This window comes from Brevibacillus gelatini (assembly GCF_003710935.1).
GTDB lineage: Bacteria > Bacillota > Bacilli > Brevibacillales > Brevibacillaceae > Brevibacillus > Brevibacillus gelatini.
Genome location: NZ_RHHS01000017.1, coordinates 88,138 through 110,270, shown reverse-complemented (window position 1 = coordinate 110,270; position 22,133 = coordinate 88,138). Strand labels below are relative to the sequence as shown.

The following is a 22,133-nucleotide window of genomic DNA, read 5'->3' as shown; positions in this document are numbered from 1 at the left end:
TGGAACAGGAGAGGAGTGAGTTCACCTTTGCGCAATTACTTTGTTTACGATGAACGATTAGGCATTCGCCTTCCTGCATTGGATATGCCGTGGGAGGCATATTCACATACGGAACGAGCCGACATTTTGATGGAATGGGAAGAAATTCGCGCGACCATCCCCGATCAGATCCAACGGGTGGAAGCCGTCATCATCGAAAAGACAAAACAGATGGCCGAAGAGGAAAATTTCGCGCGTTCTTGTGAACTGAACAGCGAGATTCATGAACTGGCGAGCATCATTAATGATCTTAATATATGGTTTCGCGTCCAGCAAGACCATGACACCAAAGCACACCAATAATCGTTGCGATGAAGCGCGTACGAAGAAAGCTCCGCGGCTGCCACGGAGCTTTCTTCGTACGCGCTGACTATTTCTTTTTGTTCCGCTTGCGCCCGATTTCCAGCGCCATCAGACCGGAGACGTGCGGAGCAGCCATAGAGGTGCCGTTCAGCTTTTTAAACTGATTCCCGGGCCAGGTCGATAAAATTTCCACGCCAGGCGCCTTCATGTCTGCCCCTTTGCCGCGTGCGCTAAAAGACGCCAGTCTGCCAGACTGATCGATGGCGCTTACCCCCATGACGTTTTTATACCTGGCCGGATACTCGACCGCTCCCCCGCTGTTTCCTGCCGAAGCGACCATGACGATGCCGCGCTCGTGCGCCTTTTCCACCGCGCGCGCCAACGCCTCGCTGTACGCTGGCATGCCAAAGCTCATGTTGATAACATCCATTTGATTGGCGATTGACCATTGCAAAGCCTGCAAGATCGTTGACAGCGATGCTTTGCCTTCGTGGTCAAAGGCGCGAACGTCATACAAATCGGCCTCAGGAGACACACCGACAATCCCGCGCTGGTTCATCTCCGCCACAATGATCCCGGCCACATGCGTGCCGTGCCCGTTTTGCTTGCCGCGCACAAAATGGACGCCCCCTTTGATGCGGCCCTTCAAGTCAAAATGATCGCGGGAGATTCCCGTGTCAATGACAGCGACCTTCACACCCTCTCCCTTGCCTTTTCGCCACAGCCGCTCGGCTCCGACATAACGAACGCCCCACGGGATTTCCTCTTCGCCCTCTGGCATTGCCTCTGTCTTTGCGTGTACGCTTACCGTCACATTCTCCTCGACCATCGCCTGATACCTGCGAAAATGCTCGCAGAACTGCTCATATATGTTGTCCTTGATGCACAGGCATGACCATTCATCGTAGCATCGCCAAGGCAGTCTTTCCGTTTTGGTCGTCACTTTTTTCTGCAAATCGCTCAGGATTTCACGAATCGGCATCCCCCGTTGAAAGCTGATGATTTTCAACCCATTAGCCTCCTGTCATGCATGGCGTTGCCACATCCTATGTCACATCCGCCTGTGTCTGCGTGGGCATTTGTACAGTGTCCGGCAAAATAGGCGAGTGGCCCGGTCGATCTGTCCAACCGAACAGGAGGCTTCTCCCATATATTTGCAAAGGGCAGACGCAAATGATATTCGTTAGAGGAGTGAATGCTGTATGGCAGCAAAAGGCAAGAAGCCAAGCGACCTTCTGAAAAAAATCAACAAAAAGAGCAAGAAAAAGTGGAAAATGGACGATATTAAGTCACTGGCTAAGGGGATTACGAAAAAAGATTTGAAGGATGACAAAAAGCTTGGCGACCTGATTAAAAAGATCAGCAAGGCTGTAGGGGTCAAACTGTCCGACAAGCAGATTTCAAGCGTCAAAAAGCAGGTTCATGAAAAGCTCGGCTGACACAGCCGATCCATCATCTACAGCAAAAAGGGAGAGCCGCTACGCTCTCCCTCTTGCTATTGCCAACCTGTACAGGCGACTTGTTACCCTATTAGTCGCAAGCGCAACCAACGATTGTCAGCAATACGAACAACACCAAAATCAAAGCAAAATCGTCGAATCCTCCGTTGAACAGACTCATACGCTTTCCCTCCTTTGTCAGCAACTAATCATAATGTATGTGCGAATAGCCAAACGTGATTGGACGTCCGCCCATACCGTGCCCATTTCTTGCTGCACGTGTAGTTGCTGTGAGGAAAAGCGGCATCCGCTTCAACTCGCCCGACGCTCGATTGGCTCCAGCAAGCCGTACTGCTTTTTCATAACAGATTGCCAAAATGGAATTGTCCTCTGGATCATCGGCCCAGTCAGCAAGGCGATCAGCACTGTCCCGATGGAGACGGGTCCGCCCAAAGCTGCACCTGCAATCAAGACCGTCACTTCAATAATCAGCCGAACCTTCTGAATGCTCCAGCCGAGCCGCTCATTCATCGCCAGCATGAAGCTGTCGCGCGGTCCGGCCCCCAGGCGTGGCGACAAATACATCCCGATTCCGATGTTCATTACCACAAGGCCCAGCAAAAACATCGCCAGTTGCGACCAGAGGGATGTCAGTTCCGGCACGACATCGAGCCACAGAATGAAATCGAGAAAGCTCCCAAAACAGACCATGTTCAAAAACATGCCAAAAGTCGGCTTGATTTTGGCGATCAGGTAGGAGGAGAAAATGACAGCCAAACCGACGATCTGCGACCAAATACCAATGGTTAATCCAAACGTTTTTTGCAAGCCGATGTGGAACGTATCCCACGGCGCCACGCCAAGGTTTGCCTTGATGGCGAGCACACAGCCCAACGCCCCGATAAACAGCCCCAGGACAAACATGGCGTAGCGAATGACAATCGACCTGCTGATCCGACTACCGGACACTGCCTTTCACCTTTCCTCTCCCGTTGCGCTCTCTTTTTCCCGATGAATATGTCGTTCCGGCCCGAACGCATCCGATGGCTGCACGAGCCGGAAGTCATCATTTTTACATGATAACAGGATTACCCGGTTTCTCCCACCGTTTTTCGCACTCGTTTTACCTCGACACTCCCCAAATCCTCCGCGAGCTGCGTCGCCGGAAATATTGCCTGCGCTTCGGCCAGCAGATCGGCCATGGAAAAATCGCCATCCTCATCTTCATAGCGCGGGCTGAAGTGCGTCAGACAAAGTGCTTTCACCCCTGCCCGCCTGGCCAGTTCGGCAGCCTCTTTCGCCGTAGAATGCCCGCTGCGCGCAGCAAGCTCCTTGTCGTGATCGGCGTATGTCGCCTCATGCACCAAAAGATCGGCTCCTGCCGCAAGTTCCTCGACACTGTGGCACGGCTCCGTATCCCCGCTGAAAACGATTTTGCGGCCTGGCTGCGGCGCGCCGACAAACTGTTTGCCATCCAGCACGCGACCGTCAGGCAGCGTGACTTGCTCTCCCCGTTTCAACGCGCCAAACAGCGGCCCCGCCGGCACCCCCGCTTCTTTCGCCCGCTCGACCAGAAACGCTCCCGGCTTGTCTTTTTCCACGACGCTGTAGGCGAACGATGGCACCCGATGCTTCGCCTTGCGACATGTGACGATCACTTCCTCGTCTTCGTACACAACGCCTTCGCTGACAATGTGCAACTCCAGCGGGTATTGCAAATGCACCGGGCTGACATCCATGATCGCGCGAAAATACCGATCCAGCCCCGGCGGACCGTACAAGGCAAGCGGAGATGCTTCCCCGTTGCGCAGCGATCGGGAGGCAAGCAAGCCGATCAGACCGTACAGGTGATCGCCGTGCAAATGTGTAATGAAAATTTTTTCCAGCTGGCTGATTTTCATCGGAGAGCGCAGCAGCTGATGCTGTGTGCCTTCCCCGCAGTCAAACAGCCACCATTTTCCTGCCTGCAAAAAACGAAGCCCAATTCCGCTCACATTGCGGCGGGTAGTGGGCGCTCCTGAACCCGTACCTAAAAATGTCACGATCACGACGATTGCACCTCTCCTTTGACGGAGTATCCCGCAAGCGTGCCTGTCAAGGTCTGTAGGCATTCACCCTTTTTTGTCCGGGCGCATAACTTACAACAAACAACAGCCTAGCAAGGAGGGACACCCGATAATGAAACGATATGTAGCGCTGGGGCTGGCTGCGTGTCTCGTTCTGTTCGCCGCTCTGACCGGCTGCTCCAGCACTTCTGAAAAAATAAGAATTGGCGAAGTAACCCGCTCCCTTTTTTACGCTCCCCAATACGTTGCGCTGGAAAAGGGATTTTTCAAGGAAGAAGGCCTGGACGTGGAACTGTCCACCATTCCAGGCGGTGACAAGGTGATGTCCGCTCTCTTGTCCGGCGGGATCGAAGTCGCTCTGGTCGGTTCGGAAACGAGCATTTACGTCTCCCAGCAAGGGGCGGCAGACGTCGTCGTCAACTTCGCGCAGCTGACGCAGACAGACGGTACTTTCCTCGTCGCGCGCAACCAAACAGACCATTTTTCTTTTGACCAGCTAAAAGGCAGTGTCTTCCTTGGCCAGCGCAAGGGCGGCATGCCGCAAATGGTCGGCGAATACGTGCTGAAAAAGCACCATATCAATCCGCAAAGCGATCTGGAACTGATCCAGAATATCGAGTTTAAAAACATTGCCTCTTCCTTTGCTTCCGGAACCGGAGAATATGTACAGCTGTTCGAGCCGGAAGCGTCCCGCTTTGAACAGGAAGGGATCGGCCATGTCGTCGCCTCCTTCGGCAAGGAAAGCGGCACCGTCCCTTACACGGTCTACATGACGAAGCAAAGCTATATCGACAGCAATGCTTCGACTATCCAAAAGTTTACCAATGCGGTCTACAAAGGGCAACAGTGGGTTGCCAGCCACAGCGCCAGGGAAACGGCTGAAGTCATCGGCAAATACTTCGAGCAGATCGACCCGCAAATTTTGGAGAACGCGATCCAGCGCTATCTGGAGCAAGGCTCCTACGCCACCGATCCGGTGTTGGATGAAGAGGAATGGAACCGGCTGCAGGAAATCATGGATGCGGCAGGTGAGTTGAAGCAACGGGCGGATTACACCAGGCTGGTCAATACCACCTTTGCCAAACAAGCCAAGGAAGGGAAATAATCGCCATGAACCAGATTCCTTCTACGCAGGCCAAGATTGAACTTTCCCACGTAACCCATCTCTACTTATCCACGACCAGGGCGTTCATGGCGGTCCGGGACATCAACCTGCGCGTGGAGGAAGGCGAGTTCATCTGTCTGGTCGGCCCTAGTGGTTGTGGCAAGACGACACTGCTCTCCCTCATCGCAGGACTGGAGACGCCCACCGCGGGAAAAGTGCTCATTGACGGAAAACCTGTCCGCGGAACGTCCCGGCAGGTTGGCTACATGCTCCAGCAGGACTATTTGTTCAACTGGCGCTCGATTGAAGACAACGTTTTTCTCGGCCTCGACATCCAGGGAATCCGCACCAGGGAGACGGAGCAATACGCCTTGCATCTGCTCGATGAAATGGAGCTGGCCGACGTGCGCAAAGCTTCTCCGCAGCAGTTGTCCGGCGGCATGAGACAGCGGGTCGCCCTCGTCCGCACCCTTGCCTGTCAACCGGAAGTGCTGCTGCTCGATGAACCGTTTTCCGCCCTGGACTATCAGACGAAGCTGAAGCTGGAAGACCTCGTCTTTTCCACGCTGCGCAAGCACAAAAAAACCGCCATCCTGGTCACACACGACCTGTCCGAATCGATTGCCATGGGCGATCGCATTTACATCTTTTCCCGCAATCCGGGACGTGTCAGCTGCGAACTGGCCGTTCCTGCCGCCATTCGCGAATCCCTGCCATTTCACGCCCGCAACCAGGAGGGCTTCCAGGATTTGTTCCACCGTGTCTGGAAAGAGATGGAGGTGGTATCTGGTGCAGCCAAAGGAAATTGAAGCCATTCACCGCGACTACTTGAAGCAGGAGGCGAAAAGCCGCTGCTGGGTGTTTTCCACACAATGCCTGTTGTTTCTCGTCTTCCTTGGCTTGTGGGAGCTGCTTGCCCGCACGAACACGATCAATGCGCTCATTTTCAGCTACCCCTCCAAAATCTGGGCGCAATTCTGGTCGCAACTCGTGGACGGCAGCCTGCTTCCCCACGTAGGCATGACGGTGTGGGAAACGATTGTCGGCTTTCTGTTGGGCACGCTGCTCGGAGCAGTCATCGCGACCGTGATCTGGTGGTCGCCGTTTCTCTCCCGCGTGCTGGAACCTTATCTCGTCATTGCCAACAGCATGCCCAAGGTCGCGCTTGGCCCGGTCTTCATCGTCGGCTTCGGGCCAGGGCTGATGTCCGTCATCGCCATGGGCTGCGCGATCTCGGTTATCATCACCACGATCAACGTCTACTCCGGCTTTCGCGAGGTCAACCAAAACTACGTCAAGGTCGTCCAGACGCTCGGCGGCAACAAACGGCAAATTTTCCGCCTCGTCATTCTCCCGGCGACAATTCCGACCTTGCTTGCCACGTTGAAGGTAAATGTCGGCCTTTCCTGGGTAGGCGTTATCGTCGGCGAGTTTCTCGTTTCCCAGCAAGGGTTGGGCTACCTGATTATTTACGGATTCCAAGTGTTTAATTTTACCATGGTCATGATGAGCCTCGCCATCATCGCGGTCGTCGCCACGCTGATGTACCAGGGCGTCGCATTATTGGAGCGGCGGCTCACCAGCCAGTTTAAATAGATGGTTGTACCAAACAGCGCGATCATCATCCGGGGATGGTCGCGCTGTTTGGCTGCGGCACATGTCCCGCCAAGCCCGCGCAACTGCCGCCTGCCGTTTTCCCAACGGAAATAGAAAAGCGCCCGACAGCCACGTGTCGGACGCTATTGACGCATTTTCGGCTACTTCCAAAACTTCCACCAGCTCTTTTTCGCCGCCTGATCGCCAGGCTGGTTTTCCGTTTCCACTTTTTGCTGCGCCGCAGCTTCCACTTCCTGCGCACCGGGCACCCGGGCAAGGAAGTGATCGACCATCGGCTTGTAGTTGTCCGGCAGATGCTCCTGCATGGTGCGCAGGATGGCAATCGCCTTTTCCTTCTGGTCGGTAGCAAGCAACGCATTGGCGTAGTTGAAGCCGGCATACGGGTATTGGAACTCCGGCGTCCAATACTTCTCACAAATCTGAATCAGCTGATACACATAGCCTGCCTGTCCCAGTTCGCCCGTTACCGTCATAACCACTTCAAAACGGTCTTTGGCTCCCTCGATGGCAACCGTGTACCATTTCATGGCGTTCAAAAGATCGTTCTCGGTCAAGGCGAGGCGGGCCAGATGAAGCTGCGGTCTCCAGGCTCCTTCCTTGACACTGAGCGCTTCCAGACGGGACCGCAGCTCTTCGCGCTTGCCGCTTTGCAAAAAGGTCTCGACGAACATGTTCAGGCCGTTTTCCTGATTCGGGTCTTTGTGCAGGCCGGTCGTCAAGATTTCGAACGCTTTGTCCTGTTCACCTTCGTACGCGTAAATCTTGGCCAGATTCGTGCAGGCCGTCCCCGATGAAGGGAAGCGCTCCAGACAATCGGTCAGGATCTTTTTCGCCTGCTCAAATTCTCTCGCCTGCATGTGTACGACCGCGCGAAAAATAAGGGCAGACTCAATGGGCCCGTACAGCTCAAGCAGCCTGTCCGCCGCAATGGCCGCCTGCTCATGAAATTGATCCTTCACCAATCCCATCGCAAAGTCACGAAGCTTTTCTTTTTGGTCCCAATACAGATCCAGCGTGTGCGGAATCACTTTTTTCTGGTAATCCTCCCGGGGCATCTCGATGGTTTGACCAAATTCATTGGTAAATGTCACAAATTCAGACATGAAATAGCCTCGCTTTCATTTCCTTCACAATAGTATCAAGGGACAAGCCCCTCCTGCAAAGAAGAACGATTTTCCCGACAGGAAAACCGCAGATGGTTATATCCAGGCTTTCAAATTTACTTTACGGATAAATTCTTCCACTGATTCCTTCGCTGGTTCGTCATTTGCCTCTTCTGCATCTGACATGCCCATCAGTTGCCTGAAGAGAGCCTCGTTGCGCGTCGCCAAGGCGTAATCAAGCATCGCTTCCTGCGAGACACGCTGTGCTTCCTCCTCCAGCAGTTTTTCTTCCAAGGCGATGTCTGCTTCTACCACTGGAATGTGCTTATCTATTTTGGGTATGCGAATGACCCATGCAAACGCACTGTCCGGGTTGCGGTCGCGTGCGATCAAATACCCGTATTCGCCTATCGGCAAGCCTTGCTCGAAGGAGTCGGCAACAATGACGACGCGTTGTCCAAGTTTGAACATGAGCGTCCACTCCCAATCAAGATTAATTCTAATCATACTAAATTGTATATGTACTTGGGAAGAGAAAACCAACAGGATAGGCAAAAGCACAAAAAGTTTGTTGCCCGGCTGAAAATAAGGTACACTTTACCTGTATGGGCATTTTTATGGATTACGGTTATGAGGTGTACGCACATGAATGAAATGTCTACAGGGTTTTCCCTGTTTATCGTCGGATGGTCGTTTGTGCTTGTCGGGGTGATGGGAATCGGCGGATACTTCATGTTTCGCAAATTCCTCAAGTCCATGCCGAAACAGGACGGGAAGTCCGAACTCGACTGGCAGGACTACTACATCGAGCAGACACGGGCACTGTGGACAGAAGAAGGTCTGACCTTGCTCAACGAGCTGGTGGAGCCTGTGCCGCAGCTGTTTCGCGATGTGGCAAGACGCTCGATTGCAGCGAAAATCGGCCAGCTTGCCCTCGAAGAGAAAGCGGATTCGATTACGACCGAACTGATTGTCAAAGGATACATCGTCGCCACTCCCAAGCGCGACCACAAATGGCTCATCGCCCATTTGCAGTCCAAGCAAATTGACTATACCCCTTACGAAAAATATTTGAACGCGTAAAAATGCAGAGCACTGCACTCTCGCCCAACGGCTTTTCTGCCTGAAACTTCCCGTCTGGCTGTCCGTAACAATACTTGTCCGGATCGCCGGCCTGCACATGCACAAAAAGCGCGTTGCCGGACAAAACTCGCTTTCACGACAAACAAGCTGGACAAAAGGAGTAGATGCAGATGTCCGTCATTCTGACGATTTTGGGGATCGGGTTTGTGCTGTTTATTCTCGCAGTCATCCTTGTCGTCGCTTTACTGAAAAAAGGTGCGCGTTTTTTCCGGAAAATGGGCGGGCACGGCTACCGCAAGTACAGCAGCAGCGATTATCGCCATCGCGGCTCGCTGTGGAGTCATGGTCACAAAACACATGGCCATCACTACTATCGTCACAAGCATTCCAGCCACAGCGGTTTTTTCAGCAGTTAACCTGTCAAAAAGCAGCAGGGCAGCTTCCCGGTTGTACAGCCGGAAGCTGCCCTGCTTTTTGTCTCTTGGACACAAGATTGGAGAAAAAGCTGTCTCATGCCTGGATGCCCGATTCGGTTTCCGCTTTGGCGGCCGCTTTTTTGCCCGATACCCCGCCCGAAACGAGAAACGTCATCACCTCGGCACTGTCCATGTCGAGCGGCTGCACCTGCTCGCTTGGAAAAAGCAGCAGATTACCTGCAAAGTTGTACGACTGCGGCAAGTAAACAGCGACGTGGTCGGCTAGCCCGTATGTATCCATGCTTTCTTTTGTAATGAAGCCGATGACTTTGGCGCCTGAGTCCTTGGACAGCGTCACCAGAACAGGCTTGTCGAAGCTTTTTTTGTCCCCGACAAACGCCCCGATCAAGTCTTTGATCGAAGTATAGATCAGCTTGATGAACGGCACTTTTTCAAAAATGCTGTCCACAATCGCCAGCAAACCGCGCGTCAGCACGTTGGAGGCCAAAAACCCGACAACGGTAATCCCCACAATCGTAATCAGCACGCCAACCCCGGGAAAATGGAGATGGAACCGGTTGCTGGCCAGATTGTAAAACCAGTTGTCCACCGTCGTAAAAATCGTATATAGGATATAAATCGTCACCGCCAATGGAATCACGTACAGCAAGCCTTCCAAAAAGTATCGAATTACGCGCTTCATCCTGTTGCTCCTCTCTTTCGCCACTTTTTAGAAATAGTGTACCTCATCCGTTCATCATCTGCTATGATGAAGAAAAATCAGAAAGCAGGGGGAACGATGCAAGCACTTGTCACACCACAATGGCTCCACGATCATTTGCACGACGAGCGGATCGTCATCGCCGATTGCCGCTTTGCACTGTCCGCTTCTGAACAAGGAGCGCAAGAATACGAAGCCGATCATATTCCGGGTGCGCTCTACTTTCATCTGAATCGCGACCTGTCCGGTCCGAAGGGCGAGCATGGCGGACGCCATCCCCTCCCGGATGTTGACACGCTCGCAGCGCTTTTTTCACGGGCGGGAATCGACGAGCACACGACGGTAATCGCCTACGACGACCAGGAAATGTCCATGGCTGGACGTCTCTGGTGGCTATTGCGCTACCTTGGACACGACCGCGTAGCCGTACTGGATGGCGGATACGCCGCCTGGAAAAAGGCGGGCTACGAGGTGACTGCTGACGTGCCGACACCGCAGGCGCGCACGTTTGTCCCACGCCCGCGCCCGGAGATGCTGGTCAGCATCGAGGACGTGCAAAAACGCAAGCCCGATACCGTGCTGCTCGATTCGCGGGCAGGCGAGCGCTATCGCGGCGAGCAGGAGCCGCTCGATCCGAAAGCCGGACACATTCCTGGGGCCCGTCACTTCTTTTATAAAGACAACCTGGCTGCGGACATGACCATGCTTCCGCCAGAGCAGCTCAAAGCCCGCATCGCCGACTTCGCGGACCGGGAAATTATCGTCTATTGCGGCTCGGGAGTCACGGCCTGCACCAACTTGATCGCCTTGCACCAGGCTGGACGGGCTGACGCCAAGCTGTACGCAGGAAGCTGGAGCGACTGGTGCTCCTACGATCTGCCTGTTGCCAAAGGCCCGAATCCTTCCGACAAAATCGAACAATGATCCGCTTCATTCGTCTCTTGCTGCACTTCGGGTATCAAGAGGCCATGTCTTGCCTGTTTCCCGTTTTCATTTTCGCTTCGCTCGCCGTATCCAAATTCGTCGCGATCCCTGGCCTGCCCAGATACGACCTGTTGCTATTGCTCTGTTTGGCTTTTCAGGTGTTCATGGTGAAAAGCGGACTGGAGTCGCGGGACGAGTTGAAGGTAATCACCGTCTTTCACCTGATCGGGCTGTGTCTGGAAATATTCAAGGTGCACATGGGCTCCTGGGGCTACCCCGAGGACGGGTACAGCAAGGTGTTTGGCGTCCCGCTCTACAGCGGCTTTATGTACGCGAGTGTCGCCAGCTATTTGTGCCAGGCGTGGCGCCGTCTGGATGTCAGTCTGGCTGGCTGGCCGAAGCCAATCTGGGTGACTTCCCTCGGTGCGGCGATCTATCTCAATTTTTTCACCCATCACTTCATCTGGGACCTGCGCTGGGTGCTGATGGTGCTCATGTTCGTTGTGTTCTGGCGCTCAAAAGTGTACTTTCGCGTCACCCACGAGCGCTTTTCCATGCCGATCCCGCTTTGTTACTTTTTGATCGGCTTTTTTATCTGGATTGCGGAAAATATCGCCACCTTTTTCGGGGCCTGGGCCTATCCGAACCAGCGCTCCGGGTGGGAACTGGTGCACTTCGGCAAAATCAGCTCGTGGTTTTTGCTCGTCATCGTCAGCTTCATCATCGTTGCGGAGTTGAAGCATGTGAAAGCAAGACGGACAGGCGGCAAGCCGGTTGAACCAAATTAAACGCGTGTACAGGTATATACAAGTCAAAAAGGCAACGATAGCTTCGTTGCCTTTTTGCTGCTTCCAGACCGTAAAAAACCGTCGCCCGCATGCTGCATTATTTCAACACATTGTCCAGCACATCCTCGATCATCTGGCGGTTGGCGATCACGCCTGTGTACAGCCAACTGGAATCGGTCGTAAAATCGAAGACTTGTCCGTTTTTCACCGCAGGAATATTCGCCCAGACTGGCTCTTTTAACAGCTCGTCCTTGGACACGCCTTTGCTGTTGACGACAAACAGGTAGTCGGCGTCGAGCTCCGCCAGCTTTTCCAGAGACACGGCGTTCCAGTTGGCTTCGCCCGACTTGGAAATTTCTTCAACGACGCCAGGCACCTTGAACCCAAGGTCTTTGTACAGAACGTCTCCGCTGGACAAATCCTTCCGCGCCATGTAGACGGCTTTCGCTGTTACCCACAGGGCCGCTGCCGATTTTTCGCCAATGCCCTGTTTCAGCTTTTCTTTGCTCTCGGCCACGTACGCATCGTAATCAGCCAGTACCTTTTTCGCTTCCTCGCTCTTGTTCAGGACTTCCCCCACGATCAGAAGCTCTTTGCGCCAGTCGCTGTTCTTTTCTTTGCCAATCGTATACGTCGGCGATATTTTGGCGTACTGGCTGTATTTGTCCCCCGCTACCATTTCCGCATTGTCCATGATAATCAAGTCGGGATTGTAGCTCATTACGACTTCGGGCGGCAAGTCGTACGGAATCGCCGGGATTCCTGCCAGATCTTTTTGCAGATAGTCCTGGACGTCGCCATCTCCGATCGACCACTGTGCGACCGGCTTCACGCCCAACGCCACCAGATGGTCTTCCAGATAGGAAGCGATAATGCGCTGTGGCTGAGCGGGTACCGTGACTTTGTTGCCCAACCCGTCTGTCAGTTCGCGCTGGGCAGTTCCGGTCTGCTCCTGTACGCTCTCTCCGGCTTGTGGTGTCGGACTTGCCGTGCCAGAACACGCGCTCACGAGCAATGCGAGACTGACCATGAAGAGAGTTGCCATGTGGCGCGTTGATTTTTTGTTCATGCGAACGATCCCCCCAAAGCTTCGTTGATAACGATTATCGTTAACACTATAGCTTCCACGTTTCTCGTCCACAATAGACAATCCAGGCTTTCCATATGGACGATCCGGAACTGCAGGAGTCGTCAGGGCCTGCCCGGAAAAGGCGCTCGGCGTCATGCCCGTATGCTTTTTGAACAGCCGACTGAAGTAAAGCACATCCTGGTACCCGACAAAGGCCGCTATTTCCTGCATCGTCGCATCTGTCCCGGCAAGCAGTTCTTTCGCTTTTTCCATTCGCAGCGAGATGACGTAATCAATCGGGCTGTGGCCGGTTTCTTCCTTGACCAGTCGGGTCAAGTAGCGGGCACTGTAGCAAAAATGCTCGGCGAGGCTCTCCAGAGAAATCCTCGTTCGGTAATGCTCCTCAAGGAACCGGACGACCCGCCTGGCGAGCGGCTCCTGTTCCTGCTGGAACCCGTGCCGCATGAGCTGCTGCATGACTTCGTGGACAAATTGCAAAAACGTGCCCTTTGCCCGCAACCGTTCCTGTGCCTCCCATTCGCGGGCCATTGCTACGACCAGATCGTACAATCCGGTCGGCTCAAGCGGCACAAGCGCATAAGGAAGCTGAAACAACGCCTGGCTCCCCCCGTTTTGCAAGGTGCGGTCCGCGGGGCTCGGCAGCATTGTTTTTGCCTTGTACAAGATCAAATAAAACACAAATCGCTCATCGGTCAGCTTCACGTCGAGCACCATGCCTTTGCCACCGTGAAGGAGCAAGAAGCGGTCTGCCGCATATTCGCGCCCATTCAGCCGCACCGTGGCCCGTCCTTTGCACGCGTAAAAAAAGCTGGAGGCCGGAAGCCGGTAGCTGTTCCACGACGCTTGCGACTGCAACACAAAGTGCCGAACGTCGATCACCTGTACAGCCGCGTTCGTCCACTGTGCCAACAAGTCATCGATGTTCTTTTTTTCTTTTTCCTTCACCCGAGCACACCTGCCTGTTTTTGCCTGAGAAGCGTTAATTGGTTTTCGTTATTTGAGAATGATTTTCAGCAAAAATATATCGGTATTATAAGAGAATTTGGGGAACAGATCAACCTGCGGAAAACTCCTGTTTGGGGGGAGCGTGTTAAAGATCAGCCTTAAATCCGGTATGTATTTTCTCAAAGCTCTCTATGGACATTGCCATCTGGTAGATACTGCTCATAGCTGAAGTTCTCATGTCTACGTAAAAACACGAGAAAAGCCCCCCTTTTCTTCGAATTGCATGCCCAGCATTAGTTTTCGGTAAAAAAAGGGGGGGTGGAATTATTTTACCTTCGTCATACTTGCAAGGAGACGATCTCCCCGATCATCTCTCTGTCTAACGTATCCAAATGCGCTAATTGGTTACGAGCCTCATATAGCATGTGAAAGCAACGCTCATCATCTGAACTCAAAAAGCCATTCGCTTTAAAGTAAAAATACCACATGTGGCGCAGCTCCATGTCTTCCGGTGACTGGAGTAACTTTTCAAAATTGTCCCGTTGCGGCAACACGCCCTGCAACGCGCTACGGTAGCGTTCAATGAAGCGGCGCCGCATTTCTTCTATGATTGGAAACACAAGATGAATCTGCGCCTCCCAAATAATAGAAGTCACTTTTTGCGGATTCTCCACAAGATTTCTCGCTGTCCCATAACGGTCGGCGAGTTTCCGCAGTAAACCAAAGGCATCATCCACCGTCTCCTCAACCGCCAACATGCTGCAAAGTTCCGGATCGGTGTCAGCCATTCTTGAGGCAAGCTGCGTGATATAGTTACGTATCCCTAAGGTAAGCCCAGGTTTTTCCGCAATGCAATACGAGGCAAACAGTTGCATATCATAATGTGCTACATATTCGCCCCACTGCAACAGCTTCATCCCTTTACGGGCGGTAGCCAGCGGACGAGCGGCACTGTACGTCAGAATAAGCAGACCATTTTGCTGCGAACTGAACTTGGCATACTCAATTGCGCAATCAATCCATTCTGTTCGGCGATTCGTTTCTCGTACAATAAGTACCCGACCTGAAAGCAGATTGTTTTTTGCCATATATTCAGGCCGGGTGCCATCCATAGGATGATACTCAACTTGATGGGCGTAATCATTCATTAACGCCTCACCTACATCCAGATCACGCGCCCATTCATCCGCCTGCATTTGTTCGATTTGCTGGCTACTGTCTCTTTGCAGCAGTCTTTCTTTGAGCAGATGAAAAAAGTCCTCCTTGTAAGGCGGCTCCTCAATCAACAGGACCCGATAGTCACTGGTGGCTGCCACGGTATCCTGGAGATACCGTGCAGCACCAGACATATAGTTCCACCAGAGCGAAGGTTTTTCCATGCTAATTCTCTCCCAGTTCGTAAAGCTGATAAAACAGCTCGTCTTCGCTGCTGCCGAGCATTTGGAAGAAACTGTATCGATTAAATACATAGTGATCCGAACCACGGGTCTCCCGCCGGATGATGTTAAGCTCATCCATTTCCTCCAGCAAGGCCTTGACGCTATCTTCCGACAAGTTCACTATCTTGTTGATGTTGAACTCTTTGCAAACCTCGATTATGTCCTGTGCGGAAGAGCTTTGACCAATTCCGACCACGTAATAGCGGTACGCGATCGCTTTGGCCAAAATATCATACAAATTATCAGTATCAAGTTGCAATGTAATGCGGAACTTGTTCTCAATTTCGGTAAGAAGTTCCCTTTGTCCAAGCAAAGTCTTGATATGCTTCTCGTCAAGCAAATAGGGCGGATTGGCGTTTTCATTATAATTGCCGTTGCGATAACTGTCCGTGATCGCTTCGATCAACTTTTGGCAATAAAAATGAATCAGGCCAGGATAATAGTTCGTCTTCGCAAGAATAAGACTGATGATATCCTCTCCATTTTCTTCAATCCGAAATCCGAGATAATGCAATGGGCGAAGCAGCAAGTCGCGAGCATCCAAGTATTCCAATGGCCGAATGGTGATATGACCCAGATGGGCAAGTACGCTGTTGCCACCAAGCAGTCGCTTGTTGAATCGGACAACGTCGCGAAGTCCCGCAAGAACAAATTTGAATTGTCCATTGAACGTATCTTTCAGTTCTTTCAGGATTTCAAGCGGCTTGTTTTGGCAACTCTCGCAGCTTGCGAGAAACGCATCGGCTTCGTCAAGCAACAGCATTAGTTTGTGGATGGGACGATCCTTGTCCAAAAGTCTTGTACGCAGTGCAATTCGCAGCTCGTCCCACGTGTTGCAAGGCTGCGTTAATACCTTCTCAATAACCAGTTCTTCGCTCATAATCCGAAGCGTTGTATCCGTATTTTTCTCCCGCAAATCAACAAAGACTGCATATCGACCTTTTTCGGGATCATGTTCCCTGTTCTTTGCTTCCCGCAGCAATGCCGTTTTACCAAGCTGCCGTCCACCGTATACAAATACCGGGCCGTTCATGCTCCTGATTTTCTCCAGTTCATCGGTTCGACCAATGAACATTTCTGGCGGAATCCCGCCGACAGGGATATATGGTTGAATTTTGCTTGATGGCAAGGCAATTCTAAGGAAGGCATCGGCCCGATCCGTTTGACTGTATCCGGCCAGAAACAGAGCCATAACTCGGTCAATGACAACGATTATTTCCGGAATGGATCGCAACTTGATGGACTTGGCCAGCAGTTTTCTGTCAGCCAGCGGGAGCGCATAATCAAGTACAACGATTGTCGCTGCCCCATTTCCCGAACCACGCTGTGTTACTTCATCCAGCAAGTTATCGGCAGTCCGTACGCCAGCCATAGCCAGCACACGAACTCCTTTTCGCACAGCCTCAGTCCCAAACTCCTTGAATGGATGAGGATACTGACCTAATTGGGCATCACGTGCCGCCGGGAAAACATAAAATTCATTTTCTCGTTCTTTCACCACTTTCTCTACCTTGTGAAACAACAGTTGTTCCATGAACTCGCTTATTTGCTGAGGCTGCAACTTGTACCATTGCCGGATCAACTTTTCCGCACTAGCCGTGTTCCGGTTGTTCTGATTCGGAAACAACTGGCTACGGACAGATTGGTTGTATACACGGTAAAGATCATCGCGTTTATGCGCGTTGCACGCTTGGAAAAGTCCTTGGTATCGCTCAAGAAACACTTTGTACAAATCACTGTCAAACATTTGAAGCGACGGAGTGTCTTTTCGGCCACTGGCAGCAAGCTGTATGTAATCCTCAGCAACTGTCATATTGCGTCTCTCAAGCGCGCGTTCAATTTTATCGAGAATCGGCCACTGTCGCAGCACTTCTTCATCGCTTGCCAGATCGTCGCGATCCGCACTGAGCAGGGTGTCCTCTTTCAACGCATCCAAACGGCTGCGAGTCGCTTCCATTCGCGTGTCAGAGCCTCTCACAATTTGTGCGCGGCAGTGTACAAGCAAGCGCTTGAAAAACCCGACATTGAGCGTTTTCTCCGCATGCTTTTTAGCAGCTTCCGCGAGCTTGATATAGCCATACATTTCGTCATTGCTCGCCATTTGGCCATAATTTTGTGCGAGCTCCACTTCTGCCCTGAAATCATCATTATATTTCATGAGTTGCTGTGGTGCCTTGCGCCGTGTCTCACTCACTGTCGTGTCAGACAGCCGCTCACCAGAACGCTTGGCAATCAAATCGTACATGCCCATGTCGTAGTTACGTAACGCGTGGTCAGCAGCCTCTTCCCACGTTTGAAACTTCTTGCTGTGATGACGCAACAAGCGTTCCCTAAGAGTATAGCCGGCAACAGGTTGAATGGATGGGAGCCACTCTTCATCCATGATCGGCAAATAGTCAGAATCCAGTTCGATTTCTCCAGAAAGCAGCAATGACTCATAAAAGTGCTGCTCGCGTTCATCGTCTGATTCTTCAAAGGCAGCTTGCAAATCGCGAATTGTGGAATGAAGCAGACCATGGCTTACCTTGTCCAGTAAAATTGATTGCTCCTCCAGTTGCTTCATCGCTTCAAAAACGAGCTGTTGTGATTCTTGACGCGCTTTGCTAGCCATCTCAGGCGAAATATATGTTGACCCACTCATGGAAGTTTCAGCGCATCGACATGCATAGTACCGCAATAGCGGATCTGTCGCTTCACGCAACCAATTTCTCATCCGGTTACGAAAAGCCCCGGTAAGCATTGTGCTTTTGTCATTGCTCACCCAGTTGCTCATCCCGACCCAATACTTATCAAGGAATTGCTCCAGTTTTGCATCGGTTGGCTGAAGATCAGGACCGACTGAATCGACGGACAAATCGGTCTCTGTGAACAGTTGGCATACTTCGCGCAATTCGGCTAACCGCATTCCGGGTGCATTTTGCAGATAGCGAGTCATGAGGCCGCTATTACCATACAGTTCAACAACCATCTCCTTGATCTTCGGATGGTTGATTTTAGACATCGTATTGCGAGGGAAAACCGTTTCGATTGTCTCTTCGATGTGCTTCTCTACCTGTTTTATTGCCAATTGAACGTCGAGCTGGTCGCGAACATCAGATGAAACGCAATACTTGATGCCAATATTATTCCGGTCAATAAACGTCCAGAAATGACCAATCAGCTTCTTTATGCTAGGGAAAGTTTCGAGTACGTCGCTCGATATGTCGTTGCTAATTTGCTTCCAGCGATTTTTCAAACGATAATCATTTGGATCTTTGGGATCAAAAAAGATTTTCAGCCACATGGCGGCTTTGACGGAGTCATCCAGCATCTCGAACTCTCCGTACGGAAGGGTAATCGGCATGTCGGCAAGCGTATGCCAGTCCTCTTCACGACAAAGTGGATCATTGAGAATGAATGATATTTTGTCACGCAACACCTCAACGTCTTTTGAAAACCCGGCTACCGTATGCAACAACAACATGCCTTCTGCCCAGTTTCCTTCCGCGAGTCTACTCAGCGCGCTTTCGACAACCTCATTCAGGTCATCGGCGCTTACCAGGGCAGATGATTCAGACTTCTGCTGATCGCTTCGTTGAGTTGGCCCAGTTTCAACTACTTCATCTTGAAAAACAGGATCAATTGTCCGAATTTCCAATTGATCCTGCGGGGCCGAGACCTCTTGAGTCGCAGCCGGCTCTGTCAGTGGCTGTTTGGCACAACTGCTGCCGGTATTCGTTTCGGACAGTTGGAACAATACGGACAACTGATCCGAGCCTTCCTTGCCTCCGATGATAGGAAGCAAATTTTCGATACACAAATAATAGGCTTGCCGCTCAGTGGAAGACAGCCATTCAACCCAGTAAGTGCCCCCCCTCATCGAATCAACTACGACGAGAGGAATGCAGTTATTTTTGTTATTTGCCATCTCGATGACGAGTGCAAGATCTGTTTGTGGATCTTTAGCATCCAGAATACCGGGAATGAGCAGATAACGGCTCCTTGTTTTCTTATCGGCCACTTCCCGATGTGGAAAAGGCTGCATGATTACCTGCGTCGCCGTCAATTGCTCTGGTACATGTTTACTCAGCGCTTGCAGCGCTACATTGATATGTTGCACGCGAAAGAAATCTGCGACCGCAACGCCTCTGTCGCTGCCAAACATCTGTCGGGCTTCTTCCGTTTCGGCAAAAAGTTTCTTTTGGGAGAGAGTTTGCAACAGCCGTCTGCTGGAGTCTTTTTGAAATGCCACTGCTCCATACATGCTAAGCGTGTAAAAAACTTCGGATTTTTCCGCCAGCTCTACGACATGCTCAGTCACATACCCTTTTTGCACAAGCTTTTTGATCGTGTTCCGCACGATTTCATCTGGATTACCAGATGTACGGCCACTTTCACGCATGGGGTTTGCCCATATGGTTTCAAGCTGACTATCGGCAACAACCCTATCGTTGTACAAACAGCACATAATCAAAGCTGGCAAACGCGGTATGACCGATGCCTGCTTCAAGTCTCCCTCAAATTTATTAGACGAAAAATTGTTGATATTTTTCTTTTTGTAAATGCAGTCATACTTGACTGTCGTGAAGTCAAACAAACTTTCTTGGGCTTTGGCAAATGCGTCATTGAACGGTGGGGCAGTTGTCGCTTGTTCAAGCGAACTCATGAGGCAGGACGCCAATGGCTCCCTTTCAGGAATAGAAGAAGCTCCGTCAAATACTTTTGAAGTATCTGGCGTGGGACAATCCACGCGATCGGTGGAAATACCAGGGAGAATCTCTTTGGTTTCATCAGCTATCGTTGTCTCGGCGAAGGCGTTTGAGACGGCTGAACGGTCTTCGAAACCTTTTGACTCTTCCTCTGCTTCAGCAGTATGCCCTGCTATAACAATACCTGCGGCCTCTTTTCTGTCGTCTGAAAAATCATCATCCGGCCAAAAAAGCCAGTTCTGCTCCAGTGCGTACCTGGTGGCTACCCCGATTGATTTTGTAATCTGCTTGTACATGTCTGCATGGTCGTCAGACTCCGCAGGATTACGGATAAACTGTACAACCTTGGCATAGACTTCTCCGGCTTTTGCCAGTTCCTCTTCAGACAACTGTTGCAGCAAGCTTTCTGCTTTGGCTTGTTGTTGCACGAATTCTTGGGCAACTGCATCATCCAGGCATTGGAGTCGAACGAACGCCTCGATAGATCGCTGCGCCCGCTCTACCCTCGCCAAAAGAAGGGATGAGCGTTCCAGATCGTCCACGATTTCTTTTAATTCATCTACGCTAGACGGTCTGTCATAAGTTGATGGGATGGCATTGAATGTCTCGTTCTGGATTTGAAGCACAGAAATTAACGAATTCTTTATGGATTCATACGCTTCCTCTGACAGCATCTCGCCAGATTCCAGTCGGGATAGCATTTCTTTCAATTGATAAGAAGCACTGTCCCGAGCGAGTATGAACCGCTCCATCAGATGCTCCCATTTATGTCGTTGATCTGACACACTTTCCCTCCTAACTATCTTTTCAAGCTCATTTCTAGTCCTTTTTCCAATTTCAACTCCTCCCCGGATTGTTGTAAAAAAACAATTTTTTCCACTATACAGCCAAAGTGATATTTCACTTATAAACTAATTCTCTCTTTTATTATTCCTTCCTTTTCATAAATAATAATTTTAATCACATTTTTTTGATTTTCTTTACAACAACGAGAAAAACCCATTCTTTAACAGCAAGTCTTTACAATTCGGCTGTCCTTTCCTTTTCGAATTTCCTCTTTTTTTCCTATATTCATAAAAAACGACATCCAGTTTCTCATCTATCACACCATGGGAACTGCAAAAAACTCTCCCTCCCTACCGCGTAACCCCGCTCAGCAACAACCGATGCAATCCGCCGATCAAACACGCCCCTGCCGTCACAAAAAACGAAATAAAGTACGAGTGATGCCAATTCCCCAACAAGCCCGCGATGACCGGGCTCAGCACCGCCCCGACGGACAGCACCGCCGAGTAGATACTGAACACGCTGCCGTACAGCTCGCGCGGCGAGTGCACCGTCAGGATGGTGGCAAACGTCGGGAACAGCAGGCCGAAGCAGGCGCCGAACAAAAACATCATGAGCTGCATCGGGATCGCCGCACCGAGCGCCAGAATGTACAAAAGCACGCTGAGCACGCCGAGTCCTGCGAAACTTCGCGTCTCTACCGGAACCTTGTGCAGCCAAAACTGGAAGAGAATCGCGAGCGCCCCCAAGCCTTTCAAACTGAACAAAATTCCGGTCACGGCTGGCGACATTCCTTGCTTTTGCACGAGCAATGGCACTTCGTAGATGATCGTCCCTTGCGCGTACATGATCGCAAACCCGCCCAAAAAAGCCGGATACAGCATGCGATTCTCCATAATCGTCAGGAGGCTCCTCCGCCCTTCCGCCTTTGGAATTGGCTCGGATGGCATGCCGCCAGCCACTTTGGAAGGAAGCGCGAGCCAGGAAAAAACGCCTGCCACGATCATGATGTAGCCGAGAATGACAAACGACTGCCCGTAGCCGAACTGAACAGCAAAAAAGCTGCCGACCGCAGGCGACACAATCCCCGCTGTCGTGAGCACCAGTCCTTTTTTGCCCATGATCTCGCCTTGTTCGAGCGCTGTCCTGCCTGTTTCGCCCAGCATCGCCGAACAAGCCGGAGAAACGAAAGCCATGACAAAGCCGAGCATCAGTCGAAATGCAAAAAAACTGCCCGTATGCGTCACGACACCTTGCCCAATCAGCATGAACCCGGCGAAAATCAAGCCTCCGGCGATAAACCACTTTTTCGGAAACCGATCGAGAAAAGGTCCCGCGATGAGGTTCCCGGCCAGATTGCTCACCGCATAGCCGCCCAGCACAAAGCCGATCAAGGCAGCCGACACACCTAACAGATTCAAATACGGCGCCAGAAGCGGCGTCTGCGCGTGCATGTCAAAGGCAACGAGAAACAGCACGACCAACAGCAATATCCGCAACGCATTCCCTTCCTCTCATCCCGCCTGTCTTTGTCCCAGTATATGAAGGGAGTCGTCCAGGTAGGATAGGAAAAGCAAAACA

At 51.6% G+C, this 22,133-nt stretch carries 20 protein-coding genes; 9 read left to right on the top strand and 11 right to left on the bottom strand.

The genetic code is table 11. From position 1 onward, the window contains the following. Positions 1-27: 27 nt before the first annotated feature. Complete coding sequence (locus EDM57_RS06940) at positions 28-342, top strand: hypothetical protein (protein ID WP_122904033.1); 315 nt, start codon at positions 28-30, stop codon at positions 340-342. Between the two features lie 67 nt (positions 343-409). On the opposite strand, the gene EDM57_RS06935 is transcribed toward EDM57_RS06940, so the two are convergent. Further along, positions 410-1,351 carry a S8 family peptidase gene (locus tag EDM57_RS06935; RefSeq protein WP_122904032.1) on the bottom strand — a complete coding sequence of 314 codons (942 nt, stop codon included), beginning with the start codon at positions 1,349-1,351 and terminating at the stop codon, positions 410-412. A 193-nt stretch (positions 1,352-1,544) separates the two neighbouring features. Between EDM57_RS06935 and EDM57_RS06930 the strand changes: the two genes are divergently transcribed. Beyond that, complete coding sequence (locus EDM57_RS06930) at positions 1,545-1,781, top strand: stage VI sporulation protein F (RefSeq protein WP_122904031.1); 237 nt, start codon at positions 1,545-1,547, stop codon at positions 1,779-1,781. Positions 1,782-1,872: 91 nt separating this feature from the next. Here the strand turns inward: EDM57_RS06930 and EDM57_RS06925 are convergent, their stop codons facing one another. From EDM57_RS06925 to rnz, 3 genes are all read right to left on the bottom strand, one after another. Continuing rightward, entirely contained in the window at positions 1,873-1,962 is a 90-nt protein-coding gene (locus EDM57_RS06925; RefSeq protein ID WP_122904030.1) for a YjcZ family sporulation protein, read from the bottom strand. Positions 1,963-2,093: 131 nt separating this feature from the next. Continuing rightward, complete coding sequence (locus EDM57_RS06920; protein WP_425455788.1) at positions 2,094-2,705, bottom strand: YczE/YyaS/YitT family protein; 612 nt, start codon at positions 2,703-2,705, stop codon at positions 2,094-2,096. Positions 2,706-2,869: 164 nt separating this feature from the next. Further along, entirely contained in the window at positions 2,870-3,829 is a 960-nt protein-coding gene (rnz, locus tag EDM57_RS06915; RefSeq protein WP_122904029.1) for a ribonuclease Z, read from the bottom strand. A gap of 130 nt (positions 3,830-3,959) precedes the next feature. Between rnz and EDM57_RS06910 the strand changes: the two genes are divergently transcribed. Genes EDM57_RS06910 through EDM57_RS06900 form a run of 3 tightly spaced genes read left to right on the top strand, consistent with a single transcriptional unit; the run spans position 3,960 to position 6,548 of the window. Next, a complete protein-coding gene (locus EDM57_RS06910; protein ID WP_122904028.1) occupies positions 3,960-4,952 on the top strand; it encodes an ABC transporter substrate-binding protein in 993 nt (330 codons plus the stop codon). 5 nt (positions 4,953-4,957) lie between these two features. Then, positions 4,958-5,761 carry an ABC transporter ATP-binding protein gene (locus tag EDM57_RS06905; protein WP_122904027.1) on the top strand — a complete coding sequence of 268 codons (804 nt, stop codon included), beginning with the start codon at positions 4,958-4,960 and terminating at the stop codon, positions 5,759-5,761. Next, entirely contained in the window at positions 5,742-6,548 is an 807-nt protein-coding gene (locus EDM57_RS06900) for an ABC transporter permease (protein WP_122904026.1), read from the top strand. Before EDM57_RS06905 ends, EDM57_RS06900 begins: the two co-directional genes overlap by 20 nt. Positions 6,549-6,709: 161 nt before the next feature. Here EDM57_RS06900 and EDM57_RS06895 read toward each other — a convergent pair whose 3' ends face one another. Both EDM57_RS06895 and EDM57_RS06890 read right to left on the bottom strand, forming a co-directional pair. Further along, on the bottom strand, positions 6,710-7,672 hold the full coding sequence (locus EDM57_RS06895; RefSeq protein WP_122904025.1) for a tetratricopeptide repeat protein: 963 nt from the start codon (positions 7,670-7,672) through the stop codon (positions 6,710-6,712). Between the two features lie 96 nt (positions 7,673-7,768). After that, the gene (locus EDM57_RS06890) at positions 7,769-8,143 is read right to left on the bottom strand and encodes an ATPase (RefSeq protein WP_122904024.1); all 375 of its coding nucleotides are present in this window, start codon (positions 8,141-8,143) and stop codon (positions 7,769-7,771) included. Between the two features lie 174 nt (positions 8,144-8,317). Between EDM57_RS06890 and EDM57_RS06885 the strand changes: the two genes are divergently transcribed. Together EDM57_RS06885 and EDM57_RS06880 are read left to right on the top strand one after the other, a co-directional pair. Next, positions 8,318-8,755 carry a DUF2621 domain-containing protein gene (locus EDM57_RS06885; protein WP_122904023.1) on the top strand — a complete coding sequence of 146 codons (438 nt, stop codon included), beginning with the start codon at positions 8,318-8,320 and terminating at the stop codon, positions 8,753-8,755. Positions 8,756-8,925: 170 nt separating this feature from the next. Continuing rightward, on the top strand, positions 8,926-9,171 hold the full coding sequence (locus EDM57_RS06880; RefSeq protein WP_122904022.1) for an OadG family protein: 246 nt from the start codon (positions 8,926-8,928) through the stop codon (positions 9,169-9,171). 94 nt (positions 9,172-9,265) lie between these two features. Here EDM57_RS06880 and EDM57_RS06875 read toward each other — a convergent pair whose 3' ends face one another. Then, a complete protein-coding gene (locus tag EDM57_RS06875; protein WP_122904021.1) occupies positions 9,266-9,874 on the bottom strand; it encodes a DUF502 domain-containing protein in 609 nt (202 codons plus the stop codon). A 96-nt stretch (positions 9,875-9,970) separates the two neighbouring features. On the opposite strand from EDM57_RS06875, the gene EDM57_RS06870 reads away from it, so the two are divergent. Both EDM57_RS06870 and EDM57_RS06865 read left to right on the top strand, forming a co-directional pair. Then, complete coding sequence (locus EDM57_RS06870) at positions 9,971-10,816, top strand: sulfurtransferase (RefSeq protein ID WP_122904020.1); 846 nt, start codon at positions 9,971-9,973, stop codon at positions 10,814-10,816. Next, positions 10,813-11,604 carry a DUF817 domain-containing protein gene (locus tag EDM57_RS06865; RefSeq protein ID WP_122904019.1) on the top strand — a complete coding sequence of 264 codons (792 nt, stop codon included), beginning with the start codon at positions 10,813-10,815 and terminating at the stop codon, positions 11,602-11,604. Before EDM57_RS06870 ends, EDM57_RS06865 begins: the two co-directional genes overlap by 4 nt. Positions 11,605-11,701: 97 nt before the next feature. Here EDM57_RS06865 and EDM57_RS06860 read toward each other — a convergent pair whose 3' ends face one another. The 4 genes from EDM57_RS06860 to EDM57_RS06845 all read right to left on the bottom strand — a co-directional run bounded on the left by EDM57_RS06860 (position 11,702) and on the right by EDM57_RS06845 (position 22,051). Further along, entirely contained in the window at positions 11,702-13,639 is a 1,938-nt protein-coding gene (locus EDM57_RS06860; protein ID WP_122904018.1) for an AraC family transcriptional regulator, read from the bottom strand. Between the two features lie 338 nt (positions 13,640-13,977). Then, positions 13,978-15,018, bottom strand: a complete 1,041-nt coding sequence (locus tag EDM57_RS06855) for a hypothetical protein (RefSeq protein ID WP_122904017.1) — start codon at positions 15,016-15,018, stop codon at positions 13,978-13,980. 1 nt (position 15,019) lies between these two features. Then, on the bottom strand, positions 15,020-20,551 hold the full coding sequence (locus tag EDM57_RS06850; protein WP_246005760.1) for an AAA family ATPase: 5,532 nt from the start codon (positions 20,549-20,551) through the stop codon (positions 15,020-15,022). Between the two features lie 351 nt (positions 20,552-20,902). Beyond that, entirely contained in the window at positions 20,903-22,051 is a 1,149-nt protein-coding gene (locus EDM57_RS06845; protein ID WP_122904016.1) for an MFS transporter, read from the bottom strand. Positions 22,052-22,133 lie beyond the last annotated feature (82 nt).